This is a genomic window from Woronichinia naegeliana WA131 (assembly GCA_025370055.1).
Taxonomy (GTDB): Bacteria; Cyanobacteriota; Cyanobacteriia; order Cyanobacteriales; family Microcystaceae; genus Woronichinia; species Woronichinia naegeliana.
Genome location: CP073041.1, coordinates 6,031,154 through 6,047,247 on the forward strand (window position 1 = coordinate 6,031,154; position 16,094 = coordinate 6,047,247).

Sequence of the window (16,094 nt, forward strand, 5' to 3'; positions counted from 1 at the left end):
TCTCCGTAAAGGTTTCAGCTTTTTTCAGCAAGCCCTAATTACAACGAATCGGGAGATTTACAAGCGCGAATAGAAGAATATAAAAGGGAAACAGGATGTTATCCGGAATCGGTTCATGTGGATAAAATCTATCGAACAAAAGCGAATCGAGCTTATTGTAAAGAAAGGGATATAAGAATGAGTGGTCCCCGATTGGGAAGACCGCCGAAAGAGGTGAGCAAAGAAAAAAAGAAAGAGGCACGCTCAGATGAAAGAGTGCGTAATGCCATTGAGGGTAAATTCGGACAGGGAAAGAGGAAATTTAGTCTTGGTCGAGTGATGGCCAAACTACCTGAGACCTCGGAAACGGTAATTGCGATGAACTTTTTGGTAATGAATCTTTCTACTCTACTTCAGAAGACAAAAAGTAAAAAGTTGTAGAGTCGTTTTTCTTGTGAAAAATGGTGTTAATTTTCCTCTCTTTTGTGAGGAGTGATTTGTGTTGACCTTTTTAGACAGAAAGGAACAATAGATTAAACAAAATCTGTATTTTGATTTGTTTCCATAAGGATAAGTTATCTATGCTTTTTCAGTCCATACTTCCCTAACCCACATTTCTTTCGTTTTTTGACTTTTTCAGCAAGCCCTACTTAGGGTCTGCTGAAAAAGTCCACAAAACGAACCTAGATGCCACAGGAGGCGAAAAATGGTGACTTCAGAGAGTAGTTTCCAATTTCAACCCCCAGTTTTCCAACGACGTGCATGGGCTTTGAGCCTCCAAAGGCCATAACCTTGCACCTGATCGTTTTTAAAATGCTTGAAAGCATTATCTGGCAAGGGTTCTATACTTATTCAGCAAGCCCTACTTATTACGATATCTGTTGAGGTAATGAATAGCCTCTCCATTTTCCCTCAAATTCACAATCTTTAGCTTGACAGACCACTACCTTTCAAAAATAAGATGCGTTCGCCCTGCAACTGCCATGTTTTGGGGTATGGTGAATTTCCAACCGTTCGACTAGACGACGAGCCGTGGAAGGCTCAAATGCTTCATATAGTGAGGCAAGTTTGTGAGTATTTAGCTGATCACATACTAAAATGACTTTGTCGTTATACTTGGCACGGTCATGGATTGAGATTTTCGCCCCCTGAATCCCCCAATGCTGGGGGACTTTGAAACCGATAAATAGAGAATGGTTCCCCCAACACTTGGGGGGCTAGGGGGGCTGAACTAAAAAACGCAAATTATCACCGTGCGAGGTATATCAGCATAGTCGTTATCGAGTAAATTCTTAATTTCTGTTGCCCAGTCAACCGATGTTCTACGTTCACTGACAACTGTCTTTCGCCACCCAGACAAGGGTTCTGTAAACATAAAGATATTGGCTGTTCCATTGCGTTCATATTCGTAATCATGCGCCTCTGGCTGTCCAGGTTTGGCTGGTAGAGGAAGGCGGGTTTCTTTGACCAATTGTATAGGTTGCTCATCCATGCAAATCACTGGACAATTGGGGTCATAGGGTCGGTGATAAATTTCTAGAACATCTTCCATGTTAGGGGTGTGACCTTTAGTTGATGAAGGAAAAGAAAAGTGTTAACATGAGATGAAAAGTGACAAAGAGGAAACAATGATGACAGCAAAACTAATTAATGTAGAGGGTTCAAAGATAAAAATAGAACTAACATTAGAACTCAGTCGTTCAATGTTGGATACAGAAATAAATATTCAAAAAGGCTTAAACGAAGTAGGTTGCATCGCCAGCAAAGAAGCCTTGAAATATTTAGATACAGATGGTTCACCCTTAAAAATCGGTGAAGAAATCTGGAAGAGTAAGGGAGAGCAACCGAAAGAATATCAAACACCTTATGGTGAGGTTATAGTGAATCGTCATGTATATCAGCGTTCACCTTTGAGGAAAAACGTATTGCCCCTTAGAAAGAGAAGCAAGGATAATCATAACATCAACGCCATTATTGGCAAAACAGGTATCCTCAAAAATGTCAGGGATGGCAGGCAAAGAGGTGAAAAATGATTTATTAGAAAATCATGGTAGAAAAGTAGCGCTATCCTATATCCAAAGATTGAGTGAAGCAGTAGGAAGTGTGGTACAGGCAAAAGAAGAAGCGTGGAGTTATGCCCCGCCCAAGGAGGATAGCCAAATTGCAACAGTGGGAATAGGATTAGATGGAACCTGTATGCTGATGTGTGAGGATGGCTACCGTGAAGCAATGGTGGGAACCGTTTCCCTATACGATAGTGAGGGAGAACGTCAACAGACAATCTATCTAGGTGCGGCACCAGAGTACGGAAAAAAGAGTTTTCTAGAAAGATTGGAAAGAGAAATTGAGCGAGCGAAAAACCGTTATCCAGAGGCAACATTGGTCGGGATAGCAGATGGTGCAGAATCAAATTGGAAGTTTTTAGAAAAGCAGACGGAAGAACAGATATTAGATTTCTATCATGCCTCTGGTTACTTAGGTGCCTTGGCAGAAGCGTTGCATCCGAATACCGTGTCAAAACAAAAAGAATGGTTGACTGAAAATTGTCGAGAACTCAAGCATGAAAAAGGAAAAGCAGGAGAACTGCTAAATCTGATGAAAGAAGTCAAAGAAGAAAAAAGTCATTCTAAGAATCTTACCGAGAAACTACAAGCGGCGATTACTTATTACGAGAATCATCAGCATCAAATGGATTATGCTGAATACTTAGAGAAAAAGTATCCGATTGGTTCAGGTGTTACGGAAGCAGCTTGTAAGACGTTGGTCAAACAACGATTATGTTGTTCAGGAATGCGATGGAAGGAAAAAGGAGCAGGAATTATTTTGAGCCTACGAGCTTTGGTATTGACCAAGGAACGATGGAGTCAATTTTGGGCAAAACTTGATCAATATGGGTTCCCTGTAGAACCCTGATTACAACAGCTTTTATCAACTAAAGGTCGCACCCCATGTTAGACACAAATTCGGCACTCTTTTCTGGTGGAATCACGTACATCTGTCGCAGATGAGGTTTTAGTTCGTTTTTTTAACACTTGACGCACGGTTTCGTGACTAATTGCTGGCACAATTTCTAACTCGACCGCCTTGTCGGCTAGTAACCTCAATGTCCAACGGGCTTGACCAGCAGGCGGTTCTCCACAACGTAAGGCGATTAGTTTTGCTTCTACCTCTCCATCAATAATCGGTTGACGAGGCGGCGTTTTGCGGGGCTTGCGGCTTAATGCTGACTCCACACCTTCATTGACCAATCGCTCCCTGAGATTGGCGACTGTGTTACGGTGACAACTAAAGGCGGCGGCAGCTTCCTCATCCGTCCATCCTTGTCCATTCACATCAATGTTTAACAGAATATTGGCGTGCTTAATTTTGTAAGCCGCTCCTTTGCCGATGGATACCAAATCTTTTAGGGTCTGACGTTCTTCTTGACTTAATCGGACAATATAGGTCTTGAGCATGGTTACTTATTACGATATCTGTTGAGGTAATGAATAGCCTCTCCATTTTCCCTCAAATTCACAATCTTTAGCTTGACAGACCACTAGCCTATCGTTCAAAAATTAAGATGCGTTTGCCCTGTAGTGAAAAGGGATGCCTCGGATTAAGATTTGCGACTATTTTCTAGGGGAGTGAAGAATTGCTTGATATAACTATAAGTAATGAGATTCCCTGATTTTTAGTTCAATGGCAATGATTTGAACAAAGAGACAAGGGAATTTTCCTATTGAATTAACTGGAGGGAGTAAATACATGATTAATGATTGGGTCTATCCGTTAGGGGGACTGTTCACCGTTGTCGGAGGAATCGGCCTGTTTTTGCAGATGCGTCGGGCTTCAGAAGAACAGCCGGTCGTTATTCTAGAGGAACACACTGATGCTGATAAGGCCGCGTTAGAAAAGTCTAAAACGGATCTCGAAACTCGTTTAAGCACTTCTGAGGAAGCGACTCAATCCTATAAGCAAGAAGCATTGTCTTTGCAGGGTAAAGTTCATCATTTAGAAAAAGACTTGGCCCATCTTCAACAACACTTGCAAGAACGGGAAGATGAGAATAGTCATCTGAGGCAACAAGCGGCACAGTTCAAGCAATCTAGTGAATCTTTACATCAACAATTTAGTCAGTTAGAAGTCTTTCACGAACAATTGAAGGCAAGCCATCAACGGGAGATCCAGGAACTTCAGAAGTCTAAGGAGGGTTTGTCCCTGCGGTTACAGCAGGAGATGTCTAAACTGGCAGATCTACGGAGTCAGATTTTAGGGCTGGAACAGAATCAAAAACGGCAGCAGCAACAGGCGGTTCGAGTTCAGGAATTGGAGAAATCTCAGCAGGATTGGAATACGGAAAAATTAGCCTTGGTAGCTCAGGGTCAATTGCAGTTGGAACGGGTTGAGACATTGGAACAGGCATTGGAGCAGGAACAGAATACTGTTAAAGTTCTCCATACCAAAATTGAGCCGTTGCAAAAGACGATCGCTGAACGGGAATCTCAATATCGAGCGGCGATCGCCTTAACAGATAGCCTCAATCTTCAAGTTCAAACCCTGGAAACCCAGAAAGGAGAATGGCAGGCTCTAGAAACTGATTTGCGTCAACAGTTGGCTAATCTGGAAAACCTAGAACAGCAAGCAAAGTCCCAGGGGGAAGTGTTAACTGCCCAGTTACAAACCCTAGAAGGTCAGATCAAAACCCTAGAAGAAAGCCTCGAAAAGGATCGCCAAGGTTTTCTGAATGCTCAAACTCAATGGGAAAGCGATCGCCAAGGTCTAGAAATGGTTCAAAAAAACCAAGAGTTGGCTTATCAATCGCTCAAGTCTCAATTCGCCCTACTTCAACAGCAATACGAGACCTTAAACGCAGATAAAACTCAACAAGAATCTCAATTGCAATTAGAACAGTCGAAGGTGGCCGATCTCGAACGTCAACTTATTGAACTACAAGTAAGTATTATTCTGGCAGATGACGATGACGAATCTGAAGAGATACAGGAGGAAGAAGAACCTTCCACACTGCCTAATGATGAACTTGAAAACGAACCAATCTTGCTTGCTGAAACAGTTACAGAGAGGGAAACACCTGCGGACACCGTTCCTGCGGCTACCGTTCCTGACATCGTAACCGAAGTTTCTCCCGTTGCTACTCTGGAAACCTCTGAACATAGTCCTGAAACTCAAACCGCTACGCCAGAAATAGTTCCCACTGAAACGTTTGAAACGTCCTTGGTAGGTAAAAAATTTATTATTTTGGGAACTCTGAACCAGATTAACCGCGATCGCGCCAAAGATTTAATCCAGACGGCGGGTGGAACTTTGATGAGTTCTCCCAGTGCGAAAACGGATTATGCTTTAGTCGGTAAATCTCCTGGTGAAAAGTTGAAAAAAGTTCAGAAACTCGGTATTTCTCAACTCTCTGAATCTCAGTTTCTAAAACTTTTGGGAATTGAATCTTAACATTGTTGCCCATTCAATCCGCATAATTACTCACCAAGCAAAGTCTGTAGCAAGGGGCCTAAACCCCTTGTTTGCAATCATTTTGGAAAACACGATTCTTGATTTTTATGGCGCGAGGGAAACCAGTCTAGGTAGGGAATAAAGCTCAGGGTTAACCGAACGAGAATGAGCGTGTTCAGTTGATAGGTGTTTCAAACTTAAAATCTTTTGTTCGATATGTCGCGCTAAGTCAAACAATTCATTTAATTCCGAAAGATGCCGTTCAGTCCAAGCAGAGGATGTCATTTTATCTCTTCTCCACCGTAATTAATGGATGTTTTCGAGGATAGGCAGTGAACTTTGTTTTGAGCTATTTTCTAGCACCTTTAATAGTCGCTCTGACTTCTCTGAAAAGGGTGATCCATAGTGACACTTTTGTGGCTGGCTCGATCCAGTTCGGCGATCGCTGATAACCAAGCCCATAGATAAGCTAATAACTAATGAGTTAAAACCTGTAATAATCTGTTACGTCTCGGTTTTGGCCAGCCGCCATTGCCTACAATAGAAACAATTGCAAATTTTAATATCGTGCTTCTAGAAATTTTATGACTAAAACGGTTGGGGAAGTGATGACCCCGAATCCCATCACCGTCAAACCCGAAACGCCGTTACAGGAGGCGATCAAGCTGCTGGCAGAAAAGCGGATTAGTGGACTTCCCGTTGTGGATGATCAGCAAAAATTAGTGGGCGTAATTTCTGATACTGATTTGATGTGGCAAGAGTCAGGGGTTGATACGCCGCCCTATATTATGTTGCTTGATAGCATTATCTATCTTCAAAATCCTGCTCGCCACGATAAGGAAATCCATAAAGCCCTTGGCCAAACGGTGGGGGAAGTCATGAATGATCATCCGATCACCATTAAGCCTACTCAAACTTTACGAGAAGCGGCTCATCTCATGAACGAGAAGAAAATTCGTCGCCTGCCGGTGGTTGATTCAGCATCGGGGGATCTCATTGGCATTTTGACCCAGGGCGATATTATTCGTGATATGGCTCAAAGTAGTTAAGTAAGTCGGCTTAATTAATTGTTAGATGGTGGAACAGGCTTCTAGCCTGTGAACGGGCAGGATGCCCATCCCACGTTTTATATTTAATTGCAACCAGCTACTTAACTGACTGAAGCGATCGCAGTTTTAAACAGCTTTAAAACAAATCATGTCTGAGCATTTACAAATTCGTCCGGCTCAACGCAGTGATGTAACAACGTTAATTCATCTGATTCGCGCGTTGGCCGATTATGAGCAATTAACCCATCTTGTGACGGCCAGTGAGAACAACCTAACCGAGCATCTTTTTGGCGATCATCCCTACGCAGAAGCTATTCTGGCAGATTGGGACGGAGTCACCGTCGGATTTGCCCTCTTTTTCACCAATTATTCAACTTTTTTGACTAAACCAGGACTTTATCTCGAAGATCTTTTTGTCTTGCCTGATTATCGTCAAAAGGGAATTGGCAAAGCACTTTTGGGTCAAGTAATTGATTTCGCTAAACAGCGAGGAGCCGGACGAGTGGAGTGGAGTGTTTTAGATTGGAATGAATCGGCGATCGCCTTTTATCGTCGTATGGGGGCCGAAGTTCTACCGGATTGGCGGATTTGTCGTCTCATTCCGGCCTCTGAGTAAATCACTGTAAATTACTGTAAATCAGCCGCTAAACCACACTACCGCGCTTGCGGGCTTCTTTGTAGGATGTTCCCACATTTTGCAAGCCCGTTTTTAACATTTGCTGTTCTAAGAGGGCAAAAAAACGAGCGCGATCGCCCCCTCGAACGACCGCCTGATTATGAGCTTCAGCAATGGCAACCGGATAACCGTAGCCTTTGTTGACCTGGGCTAACATAATACTCAAGGATTGCTCCAATAAAGAGGAATCTTCTACCACCCAGGCCGGAACTTCAACCCGTGCAATTTCAGTCCCCACATTGACATAACAAAAATAGATGCGTTGGTCAGTGGAATAGAGATCCAAAATACGAGCCGAACTTTGCCAGAGAGGACTACGTTGCCCAGGTTCAAGAAGATAACTCCAAAAAGTGGCATCTCGTAGAGGTTCAAACAGTTGGCAAGGAGTAGTGTCCTGTTCTAAACCACTGCAATGGAGTCCACAATTTGGCGTTTCATAATTGCAGGCTTGCAATCGTAAAAAGTTCATGGCTTCTGAACTACGGGAGGCACTGAGATAACCTAATAGCGGAATGCGAGCTATTTTTAACTCCTCCCAGGCGGCCAACAAGGGCAATAAAATTTGATCCCTAGCTTCCTGGGGTAAACTTTCTAAAAACCAATAAATAAGCGACCCATCTACCATCGCTAAATTGGGATCAGTATGGGGGCCGGGGGGTCTAACCCAACGACAGGCCATTTCCGCCAAATATTGGGCTTCTAAAACACCCCGTCGATAGCCCATCCATTCTTCTGTGCGGATGCCCCATTGTTTAGAGACATAGAGATCTTCGCGACGGTAATAAACTTCAGGAATACTATCTAATAAAGGATGTAAATTTTGCCCATAGTGCAGCATAATGCGCCCAATGTTGATCAGATAGCAATAGGCGATTTCATGATGAGAAGGGGCAATTTGGGAACCATCGGTAGCAAAGACACTATGACTTTTGGGGGCAGTGGCAATCCTAACTTTGGTATTTAATGGTTCAATCGGTAAGGCAACGGAAAAAAAGAGGCGATCGCGCCAAAGATGATAGCGTTCTGTTAAAAGGTTCTGCTGAGATTGGGCTAAGTCAAAGAGTTGCAAAGCCCTTTCCAGCCGTTGACGACTAGCTGCCACTTCTTTTTTAAAGTGTTGACTCATGCCTGGAATTTTGACCGCCAGTTTAGCGAGATCAAGCATTCTTTTAAACCTTTGATTGTTAGGTTTTTAGTCTAATTTGCTCATTAAGCTTTTAGGTAAAGTGCAGGATCGGATCATCGGCATCTCGTTGGAATTGGGTCATGTCAGAAAAATGACGAAGTTCCGCTTGACGAATTTTAAAAATTTGGGGTTCACTTTCTAACCAATGATCATTAATTTGATTAAGTTGTTCTGTTGTCGTTTCAATATTAAAATTAGCCGGTATTTCATCAAAATAGCCCAGGGTAATATGGGCTGTAAAATTATATTGTTGCTCAATACCCAGAGCCATCAAACTAGGATTTTGATAGAGGGAACGTCGCAATTCCCAAATTGGAGGATAGTCGATCTCGGTTTTGGGCACTAGGGCGATCGCTAAGGCGCGGGGTAGAACTAATACCCCTAAAATTTGCCACTCGATTATGCCAGTGTTATTGCCAGGCGATTTATAGTTATTAAAACTTTTTTGGATAGAACTTTTCAGTTGTTGGTTAAATTGGGGATTTTCAGCGATCGCTTCCTGGTATTTTGTATCCCAAATGAGATCGGCCAGGGTGAGATGAAAACTTTGAGGTGGAAGGGAGCCTAGACAAGAACCAAAGACGGCTTTGAGTTTTTGTTGAATTTCCGTTAACTGTTCGTAAAGGGGAAAATTATCTGCATCTTCTTCCCCAGGCGGTGTGATCACACTACAACCAGGAAAAGGAACCGGCTGACCTTGCTCAAACTTCGGAGACGGTTGAATATTGAGGAGTTGACTGTGATAGGTTGCGGTCAGGGTTAGGCGAGCAACCCGATTGACATAAATTTGATAGGTATCGTCCAAGCTAAATCCTCCGCGACTAAATAAGCCGATAGTGACAAGTTTACGGGTTTTAGGGCTGAGAAGTCTGTTCTCAGGGGCCTTGACAAGAAAAATTTAGCCTTGGGGCAAACTTAAGCCTTTGGTGGCTAACCATTCTGCATTATAAATTCGGGACTGGTAACGCGCTCCACCATCGCACAAAATAGTAACAATGGTATGGCCCGGCCCCATTTCCTTGGCCAAGGCGATCGCTGCCCCCACATTAATCCCCACCGAACCGCCCATAAACAAGCCATCCTGACGTAATAGTTGATAAATCACTCGCAACGCTTCAGGATCATCGATTTGTAGCGCATCATCAATGGGAACATCCTGCATATTAGCGGTAATGCGACTATTGCCAATGCCCTCCGTAATGGAATTGCCCTCAATTTTAATTTCTCCAGTTTTGATGTAGCTATAGAGACCACTCCCCAAGGGATCGGCCACCACACACTTAATCTGAGGATTTTTTTCCTTGAGGTATAGAGCCACTCCCGCATAGGTTCCCCCCGTTCCCGTCGAAGCCACCCAGGCATCTACCTTACCATCGGTTTGTTGCCAAATTTCAGGAGCCGTTGTTTTGTAGTGGGCCTGACGATTAGCCAGATTATCAAACTGATTAGCCCAGATAGCATTATCTAACTCCGCCGCAATCCGTCCCGAAAGTTTGACGTAATTATTTGGGTCACGATAAGGCACGGCTGGTACTGTTCTCACTTCCGCCCCTAGGGTACGCAATAGTTCAATTTTTTCCACGGATTGGGTATCAGGAATAACAATCAAGCATTTATAGCCCTTGGCATTACAGATATGAGCTAATCCAATACCCGTATTGCCCGCCGTTCCTTCCACAACGGTTCCCCCTGGTTTTAAAATGCCCTGACGTTCCGCATCTTCAATGATTTCCAAGGCAGCCCGATCCTTGACCGAACCGCCTGGGTTCAGAAATTCTGCTTTTCCGAGGATTTCACAGCCTGTTTCGTCACTAACGCTATTTAAACGAATGAGGGGGGTATTCCCGACTGTCTCAATAAAACCGTTTTTGATGTTCATTCTCGCCTGAGCAGTTAATCGTTATAGGGTGGCAAATATTTCTATCGTACCGTTAAACTTACCGCGATCAATGATACAGTCACGTTGGATCGAGATTAAAAAAAAGTACGATTAACTCGGTGTCTTTGCACTATAACAAGAGCATCTCGGTGAACAAGGCGATCGCGCCCTCCCCCACCAACCAGAAAAAAGCGATCGCTACTCTTGGGATAAAGTCCCCAACATTCCTGAATTAAATCACATGATGAATTATCTATAATATTGGCTCCAATAACTAATTGAATCCTAGAAAATTAAGCATAATTTTGATTGCTATAATGGGAGCAGTTAATTTAAACCAGGGGACAAAAAAATGGCCGATCCCATCACCATATTCACCGCCAGCGCGATCGCGGATTTAGCGTTTCGAGAGTTTATCAAGTCGGGAGCGGGTGAAGTTGCCAAGAAGTTTTCCGCAGGGGCGATCGCCAAAATGAATGATTTGCGTATAATGATTGTTCATAAATTACGGGGCAAAGATGAAAAGCTGGATGTGGCCCTGACCGAAGCAGAAAAAGGTGATGTTAACGCGATCGCAACGGTGGGTGAACATTTAGAATCTGCCATGCAAGATGAGGCTTTTGCTCAAGCAGTGCAATCATTGGCCCAGCAAATTCAGCAAGATATTGATATTCAGCAGGGTGCAGGGGGAGAGGTTTGGAATGTGATTGGTAAGGCGGAGAAGAATGTATTTACGGATAATAAAGCACCGATTATTAAAGATAGCAGTGGTACTGTAAACATTAACTACGGTATGCCACCTCAATAATTCTCTTTTGCCAATATTGTTCTATCCCTTTTTGAGCTACTGTGTACACAAATCTCTTTATATTCCTAGAGGTTTGATCCCCCTGCCTGCGGCATCCCCCTTAAAAAGGGGGACTTAGGTTACTCCTAGGAATTTAGCTTCCCTGATTAAGCTGTTCTTTACAAAAATCTCCCAATCTAAAAACTCAAAGCCATACACAGTAAGCATTTTATATTCTCCCCCCTTTTTAAGGGGGGCTGGGGGGGATCTACAGGCTAGAAACCTATTTCACTTACATAGGAGGAAAAAATGTCAAACGAAACACCCGCTTCTGAGTCTTGGAATGTAACAGGTAAAGCCGAGCAGAATCTCTTTACCGATAACAAAGCTCCCATCTTTAAAGATAATTCTGGCCCTGTCACTATTAACAACTATGGTCTAGAGGGAAAAAATTCTCTAGCAGGAAATCCTTTTGTACCACCGCAACCCCGCGAGGGAGGATTGATTGGTCGGGAAACAGAGTTAGACAGACTACATGAGTTATTGCAAACTAAGAAGAATGTCTGTGTGGTGTCGGGTATGGGAGGAGTGGGTAAAACGGAATTAGTGCGGAACTATGCCACAAGCGATGATTGTAAGGCGCATTTTTCGGGAGGAGTATTTTATGTTGATGCACGGAGTCGTGAGAATATTGCGGCGGAGATTGTGGCCGTGACACAGTATCATTTTCAGGCACAGATAGAGGATAGTTTATCGGATACCCAGAAAGTAACTCAGTGTTGGGAAGCCTGGAAAACCCAGACCGAAGCAGTGTTATTGATTCTTGATGATGTGTCTGGTTTAGCTAAAAATTTTAAGCAATATTTACCGCCTACGGATTTAGGAAAGTTGCGGTTACTGATCACTTCACGGGATACACCTGATCCACGTATTGCCGAAGAATTGCCTCTAGAAGTATTGTTACCTGGGGCGGCAGTAGCATTATTAGCTTTGATTATTGGCGAAGAAAGAGTGGCAAGAGAAATATCCGCCGCAGAAAGACTTTGTGAGGAGTTGGGTTATTTGCCTTTGGCGTTGGAATTGGTGGGTTATTACTTAGAAGATGAAGATTATCAATCCCTCTCTTTGTCAGCGATGGGGGATAAGTTAAAGGAAAAGGTTAAACATCCTGCTTTGTCACCCGAAGAAGTGCCGATGGCCATCAAAGCGACCAGGGGAGTTCAAGCGGCTTTTGATTTGAGTTGGGATGAGTTGACACCAGAAGCAAAATATCTTGCTTGTGTGTTGGGATCATTTGCATCGGCGGCGATTCATTGGGTTTTTGTGAAAGGCATCTATGAAAATTTACAGGGTGAATCTTTTAGTGAGGATCATCTGAAAGATAAGTGGCTAAAATCTCTCAGGAAACTGCACCTTGTGCTGACGGTGGAGACGGATATTTATGATTTGCATCCTCTGATTAGGGATTATTTAGCAGAACAATTTAAAAAGCATCCCCAACACAGCGAGATTAAACAAGCATTTTGTGATCTATTTTTGATCGTTGCTAGTAACGTCGAGCAATCAAATACCCTAGCAGAATTCAATCTGATTGAACCTCATTTAAAAAAAATGATTGATTGGTGTAAAGGGAATGAAGACCCTCAATTTGCCCTTAGCCTACATCAATTAGCATTTCTTTATAATTCCCAAGGGAAATACAACGAAGCCGAACCTCTCTATTTGCGTTCGCTTTCTATCTTGGAAAAGCAATTAGGAGAAAATCATCCCTTCGTTGCCAGCAGTCTCAACAATCTAGCTGAACTTTACAATTCCCAGGGGAAATACAACGAAGCCGAACCTCTCTTTCTGCGCTCGCTTTCTATCTGGAAAAAGGAATTAGGAGAAGATCATCCCGACGTTGCCGGCAGCCTCAACAATCTGGCTGACCTTTACCGTAAACAAGGGAAATACAACGAAGCAGAATTTCTTATGGCGAGATCGCTTTCTATCAGGGAAAAGCAATTGGGAGAAAATCATCCCGACGTTGCGCAAAGTCTCAACAATCTGGCTGAACTTTACCATTCTCAAGGGAAATACAATGAAGCTGAACCTCTCTATCGGCGATCGCTTTCTATCAAGGAAAAGCAATTAGGAGAAAATCATCCCTTATTTGCCACCAGTATCAACAATCTGGCATTACTTTACGATTCCCAAGGGAAATACAACGAAGCTGAACCTCTCTATCTGCGATCGCTTGCTATCAGGGAAAAGCAATTAGGAGAAAATCATCCCGACGTTGCCAACAGTCTCAATGGTCTAGCAGAACTTTACCGTAATCAAGGGAAATACAACGAAGCAGAATTTCTTATGGCGAGATCTCTTTCTATCAGGGAAAAGCAATTAGGAGAAAATCATCCCTTATTTGCCACCAGTCTCAACAATCTGGCATTACTTTATAAATCTCAAGGGAAATACAACGAAGCTGAACCTCTCTATTTGCGATCGCTTTCTATCTGGGAAAAGCAATTAGGAGAAGATCATCCCGACGTTGCCGCCAGTCTCAACAATCTGGCGAATCTTTATTGTGACCAAGGGAAATACAACGAAGCAGAACCTCTCTATCGGCGATCGCTTTCTATCTGGGAAAAGCAATTAGGAGAAAATTATCCTCACGTTGCCTCTGGTCTCAACGGTTTGGCAGAACTTTACCGTAACCAAGGAAAATACAACGAAGCCAAACCTCTCTATTTGCGATCTCTTTCTATTGATAAAAAAATCTATGGAGAAGATCATCCAGAAATTGCAACAGACCTCAACAATTTAGCGTTACTTTATAACGACCAAGGTAACTATGCAGAGGCAAAAAAACTGTCTCAACGAGCATTAATCATTCGTCAACAAAAGTTAGGAGATCACCATCCCCAAACTCAAAACGCTCTATTGGCAACAAAAATGTTGGACGTACAAATCCTTATGGATTGCGATACACAAACATTATTAGGTCTTCTAGAAGTCCTTACTCAACAAGCAAACGTTCCCTCTCTAGATACTGAAACAATGTTAATAATGTTAGAAATAATAGCAATCTATCCCCAACCATTGCAGAGCCTACGGAAAACATTGCATGGTTAAACAATATTAATTCTATGCCATACATTAATATTGTAGAGAGACACATTATTATTGTAGAGAGATACATCGTTATTGCATGACGACACATTAATATTGCAGAGCCGACAAGAAACATTGTAGGGGTTTGGTTTCCAAATCCTGCTCTAATCCTTTATTCAAACCCTTATCCAAACCCTTAAACCATTGGACTTGGCGACCAAGCCCCTACCTCATCCTTATCCAAATCCTTAAACTATTGGACTTGGCGACCAAGCCCCTACCTCGGATTAAAGATTAAGGACAGGCTAGAAGTTTGTTATAAAAGACAGCCTAGAAGCCCCACAAAATACTATTTTTGCTATTGCAGAGCCGATGGGAAACATTTGTAGGGATAAAGCGCGATCGCGTTTTTATTGCATTTAGGAAATGCGATCTTTTTTTTGTTTGAGCAGGGCGATCACATTTTATCGAGTTTAGGAAGAGCGATCTCCTCTGAAAAAATACAAAAATGTAATTATTTGGGCTATAATCGAGATGACAGTTAACTAACAAGGTAATTATCAATGCAATTAAAAGAAAAATATATTACTGACGAGCAGGGTAATCAAATCGGTATTCTTTTAGATATAGAGGAATATCGAAAACTACTACAAGACTCCGAAGAGTTAGATGCAATTAGAGCCTATGATTTAGCTATTTCGGAAGAAGAAGAAATCCCTTTTGAAGTAGCGATCGCTACCATTGAAAATAGTCGTCAATGAGTTATACTATTACAATTAAAAAACGAGCTTCTAAGGCTTTAGAGAACCTCTCCCAGGATGGCTATCAGAAAGTTCGAGACGGGATTAGAGCATTAGCTGAAAATCCAAGACCTCCAGGATGTCTAAAGCTGACAGGACGAGAAGGTTGGCGGATTCGGATTGGAGTTTATCGCATTATTTATGGAATAGATGATTCGGCAAAAAAGGTAATTGTTCTAGATATTGGACATCGCAAAGACATCTACCGATAGGCGATCACTGTTTCGTTAAATTCTGGAAGTGCGATCGCTGTTTTATTGTGGAGAGAAGAGAGAGTGATCGCTGTTTCGTTAAATTCTGGAAGTGCGATCGCTGTTTTATTGTGGAGAGAAGAGAGAGTGATCGCTGTTTTTGTGAAGTTTGAAGTGGCGATCGCGTTTTGTTGAGTTTGCGAAGTGCGATCGCTTATTTTAATAAACTTTCGTATTCTTCATGACTTCCTATCCAAACCCAAATATAATCTTCACCATCTTTAAAAGCTAAAGCTCGATAGTTAATACCAACTCTTGCAGACCAAAATTTTCCAACTTTTTTAAAAGATAAAGAAGGATGATTGAGATCATTTTTTAACAATTCAAAATTCTTCCTAGCCAATATCTGAATTGGTTTAGGTAACTGATAAAAACACTGCCAAAATCTTTGATTCGTTCGATGCACTTACAACTCCTTTAACTGACCTTTACTTTTTTCTAATAAAGATTCCTCAATCAAAAAATCAAGTCTTCCTGAATTAGAATCTTCCTCAATTTGATTTTCCCATTGTTGAGCATCTAATTCATTAATCCAATTTTTTAAACAGGTAAATTCATCATCCGTAAGAGTTTCAATTTCTGTTTGAATTAATTGTAACTTTGTCATATTAGTGATCCCTATAATAACAGCTTCTTATTTTATCATTTTTCTATGATAATGCGTACCATGTAACAGATCCCTTCAGAATCACTTTTTTGAAGAGAGTTAAGGGAAGGCTCTTTTTAGGGCCGTTTAAGGAGCGATCGCATTTTGCTAAGTTTGAGAAGGGCGATCGGTGTTTGGTTGTGGAGAGAGGAGAGGGCGATCGCTGTTTTGGAAAGCTTGAAGAGGCGAACTAATCTTGCTGTAAATTTTTCGTTGATTATGTCTGATGTTATCACGGAAGTCTTATCATCCCTTTTGACAGGAAAAGCTATCAACTAATTATTTACAGGTAGAATTTCTTCA

General features: G+C 42.2%; 15 protein-coding genes and 4 pseudogenes. 9 read left to right on the forward strand and 10 right to left on the reverse strand.

The genetic code is table 11. From position 1 onward, the window contains the following. The first annotated feature begins 36 nt into the window (after window positions 1-36). Window positions 37-420: pseudogene (locus KA717_30660) on the forward strand (transposase). Window positions 421-956: 536 nt separating this feature from the next. Here KA717_30660 and KA717_30665 read toward each other — a convergent pair. After that, window positions 957-1,085, reverse strand: a pseudogene (locus KA717_30665) (IS630 family transposase). Window positions 1,086-1,210: 125 nt separating this feature from the next. Continuing rightward, window positions 1,211-1,534: pseudogene (locus KA717_30670) on the reverse strand (transposase). A gap of 76 nt (window positions 1,535-1,610) precedes the next feature. Between KA717_30670 and KA717_30675 the strand changes: the two are divergent. Beyond that, window positions 1,611-2,892: pseudogene (locus KA717_30675) on the forward strand (ISKra4 family transposase). 38 nt (window positions 2,893-2,930) lie between these two features. On the opposite strand, the gene KA717_30680 reads toward KA717_30675, so the two are convergent. Next, complete coding sequence (locus KA717_30680) at window positions 2,931-3,434, reverse strand: helix-turn-helix domain-containing protein (GenBank protein ID UXE60001.1); 504 nt, start codon at window positions 3,432-3,434, stop codon at window positions 2,931-2,933. Window positions 3,435-3,726: 292 nt separating this feature from the next. Between KA717_30680 and KA717_30685 the strand changes: the two genes are divergently transcribed. Continuing rightward, window positions 3,727-5,424, forward strand: coding sequence for a hypothetical protein (locus KA717_30685; GenBank protein ID UXE60002.1), 1,698 nt, complete (start codon window positions 3,727-3,729; stop codon window positions 5,422-5,424). A 105-nt stretch (window positions 5,425-5,529) separates the two neighbouring features. On the opposite strand, the gene KA717_30690 is transcribed toward KA717_30685, so the two are convergent. Continuing rightward, the gene (locus tag KA717_30690; GenBank protein ID UXE60003.1) at window positions 5,530-5,709 is read right to left on the reverse strand and encodes a hypothetical protein; all 180 of its coding nucleotides are present in this window, start codon (window positions 5,707-5,709) and stop codon (window positions 5,530-5,532) included. A 299-nt stretch (window positions 5,710-6,008) separates the two neighbouring features. Here KA717_30690 and KA717_30695 point away from each other — a divergent pair, with 299 nt between their 5' ends. Continuing rightward, window positions 6,009-6,473, forward strand: coding sequence for a CBS domain-containing protein (locus tag KA717_30695; GenBank protein UXE60004.1), 465 nt, complete (start codon window positions 6,009-6,011; stop codon window positions 6,471-6,473). 148 nt (window positions 6,474-6,621) lie between these two features. Continuing rightward, complete coding sequence (locus KA717_30700) at window positions 6,622-7,089, forward strand: GNAT family N-acetyltransferase (protein UXE60005.1); 468 nt, start codon at window positions 6,622-6,624, stop codon at window positions 7,087-7,089. Between the two features lie 28 nt (window positions 7,090-7,117). On the opposite strand, the gene KA717_30705 is transcribed toward KA717_30700, so the two are convergent. The 3 genes from KA717_30705 to KA717_30715 all read right to left on the reverse strand — a co-directional run bounded on the left by KA717_30705 (window position 7,118) and on the right by KA717_30715 (window position 10,214). Continuing rightward, window positions 7,118-8,314, reverse strand: coding sequence for a DNA double-strand break repair nuclease NurA (locus KA717_30705; protein ID UXE60006.1), 1,197 nt, complete (start codon window positions 8,312-8,314; stop codon window positions 7,118-7,120). A 52-nt stretch (window positions 8,315-8,366) separates the two neighbouring features. Then, window positions 8,367-9,140 carry a DUF1868 domain-containing protein gene (locus KA717_30710; GenBank protein UXE60007.1) on the reverse strand — a complete coding sequence of 258 codons (774 nt, stop codon included), beginning with the start codon at window positions 9,138-9,140 and terminating at the stop codon, window positions 8,367-8,369. Window positions 9,141-9,233: 93 nt separating this feature from the next. Continuing rightward, window positions 9,234-10,214 carry a cysteine synthase A gene (locus KA717_30715; protein ID UXE60008.1) on the reverse strand — a complete coding sequence of 327 codons (981 nt, stop codon included), beginning with the start codon at window positions 10,212-10,214 and terminating at the stop codon, window positions 9,234-9,236. Window positions 10,215-10,566: 352 nt separating this feature from the next. Between KA717_30715 and KA717_30720 the strand changes: the two genes are divergently transcribed. The 4 genes from KA717_30720 (at window position 10,567) to KA717_30735 (ending at window position 15,106) form a co-directional block, all read left to right on the forward strand. After that, window positions 10,567-11,022, forward strand: a complete 456-nt coding sequence (locus KA717_30720; protein ID UXE60009.1) for a hypothetical protein — start codon at window positions 10,567-10,569, stop codon at window positions 11,020-11,022. 288 nt (window positions 11,023-11,310) lie between these two features. Next, window positions 11,311-14,115, forward strand: a complete 2,805-nt coding sequence (locus KA717_30725; protein UXE60010.1) for a tetratricopeptide repeat protein — start codon at window positions 11,311-11,313, stop codon at window positions 14,113-14,115. Between the two features lie 542 nt (window positions 14,116-14,657). Continuing rightward, window positions 14,658-14,855 (forward strand): hypothetical protein, encoded by a 198-nt coding sequence (locus KA717_30730; protein UXE60011.1) that lies wholly within the window; start codon window positions 14,658-14,660, stop codon window positions 14,853-14,855. Beyond that, window positions 14,852-15,106 carry a type II toxin-antitoxin system RelE/ParE family toxin gene (locus tag KA717_30735; protein ID UXE60012.1) on the forward strand — a complete coding sequence of 85 codons (255 nt, stop codon included), beginning with the start codon at window positions 14,852-14,854 and terminating at the stop codon, window positions 15,104-15,106. Before KA717_30730 ends, KA717_30735 begins: the two co-directional genes overlap by 4 nt. A gap of 193 nt (window positions 15,107-15,299) precedes the next feature. On the opposite strand, the gene KA717_30740 is transcribed toward KA717_30735, so the two are convergent. The 3 genes from KA717_30740 to KA717_30750 all read right to left on the reverse strand — a co-directional run bounded on the left by KA717_30740 (window position 15,300) and on the right by KA717_30750 (window position 16,027). After that, entirely contained in the window at window positions 15,300-15,467 is a 168-nt protein-coding gene (locus KA717_30740; protein ID UXE60013.1) for a hypothetical protein, read from the reverse strand. 84 nt (window positions 15,468-15,551) lie between these two features. Beyond that, complete coding sequence (locus KA717_30745) at window positions 15,552-15,752, reverse strand: hypothetical protein (protein UXE60014.1); 201 nt, start codon at window positions 15,750-15,752, stop codon at window positions 15,552-15,554. Window positions 15,753-15,868: 116 nt separating this feature from the next. Next, complete coding sequence (locus tag KA717_30750; protein UXE60015.1) at window positions 15,869-16,027, reverse strand: hypothetical protein; 159 nt, start codon at window positions 16,025-16,027, stop codon at window positions 15,869-15,871. Window positions 16,028-16,094 lie beyond the last annotated feature (67 nt).

Coding starts and splice junctions, on each gene's coding strand:
- KA717_30680 (UXE60001.1), bottom strand. CDS start 3,434: ATGCTCAAGACCTATATTGTCCGATTAAGTCAAGAAGAACGTCAGACC.
- KA717_30685 (UXE60002.1), top strand. CDS start 3,727: ATGATTAATGATTGGGTCTATCCGTTAGGGGGACTGTTCACCGTTGTC.
- KA717_30690 (UXE60003.1), bottom strand. CDS start 5,709: ATGACATCCTCTGCTTGGACTGAACGGCATCTTTCGGAATTAAATGAA.
- KA717_30695 (UXE60004.1), top strand. CDS start 6,009: ATGACTAAAACGGTTGGGGAAGTGATGACCCCGAATCCCATCACCGTC.
- KA717_30700 (UXE60005.1), top strand. CDS start 6,622: ATGTCTGAGCATTTACAAATTCGTCCGGCTCAACGCAGTGATGTAACA.
- KA717_30705 (UXE60006.1), bottom strand. CDS start 8,314: ATGCTTGATCTCGCTAAACTGGCGGTCAAAATTCCAGGCATGAGTCAA.
- KA717_30715 (UXE60008.1), bottom strand. CDS start 10,214: ATGAACATCAAAAACGGTTTTATTGAGACAGTCGGGAATACCCCCCTC.
- KA717_30720 (UXE60009.1), top strand. CDS start 10,567: ATGGCCGATCCCATCACCATATTCACCGCCAGCGCGATCGCGGATTTA.
- KA717_30725 (UXE60010.1), top strand. CDS start 11,311: ATGTCAAACGAAACACCCGCTTCTGAGTCTTGGAATGTAACAGGTAAA.
- KA717_30730 (UXE60011.1), top strand. CDS start 14,658: ATGCAATTAAAAGAAAAATATATTACTGACGAGCAGGGTAATCAAATC.
- KA717_30735 (UXE60012.1), top strand. CDS start 14,852: ATGAGTTATACTATTACAATTAAAAAACGAGCTTCTAAGGCTTTAGAG.
- KA717_30745 (UXE60014.1), bottom strand. CDS start 15,752: ATGACAAAGTTACAATTAATTCAAACAGAAATTGAAACTCTTACGGAT.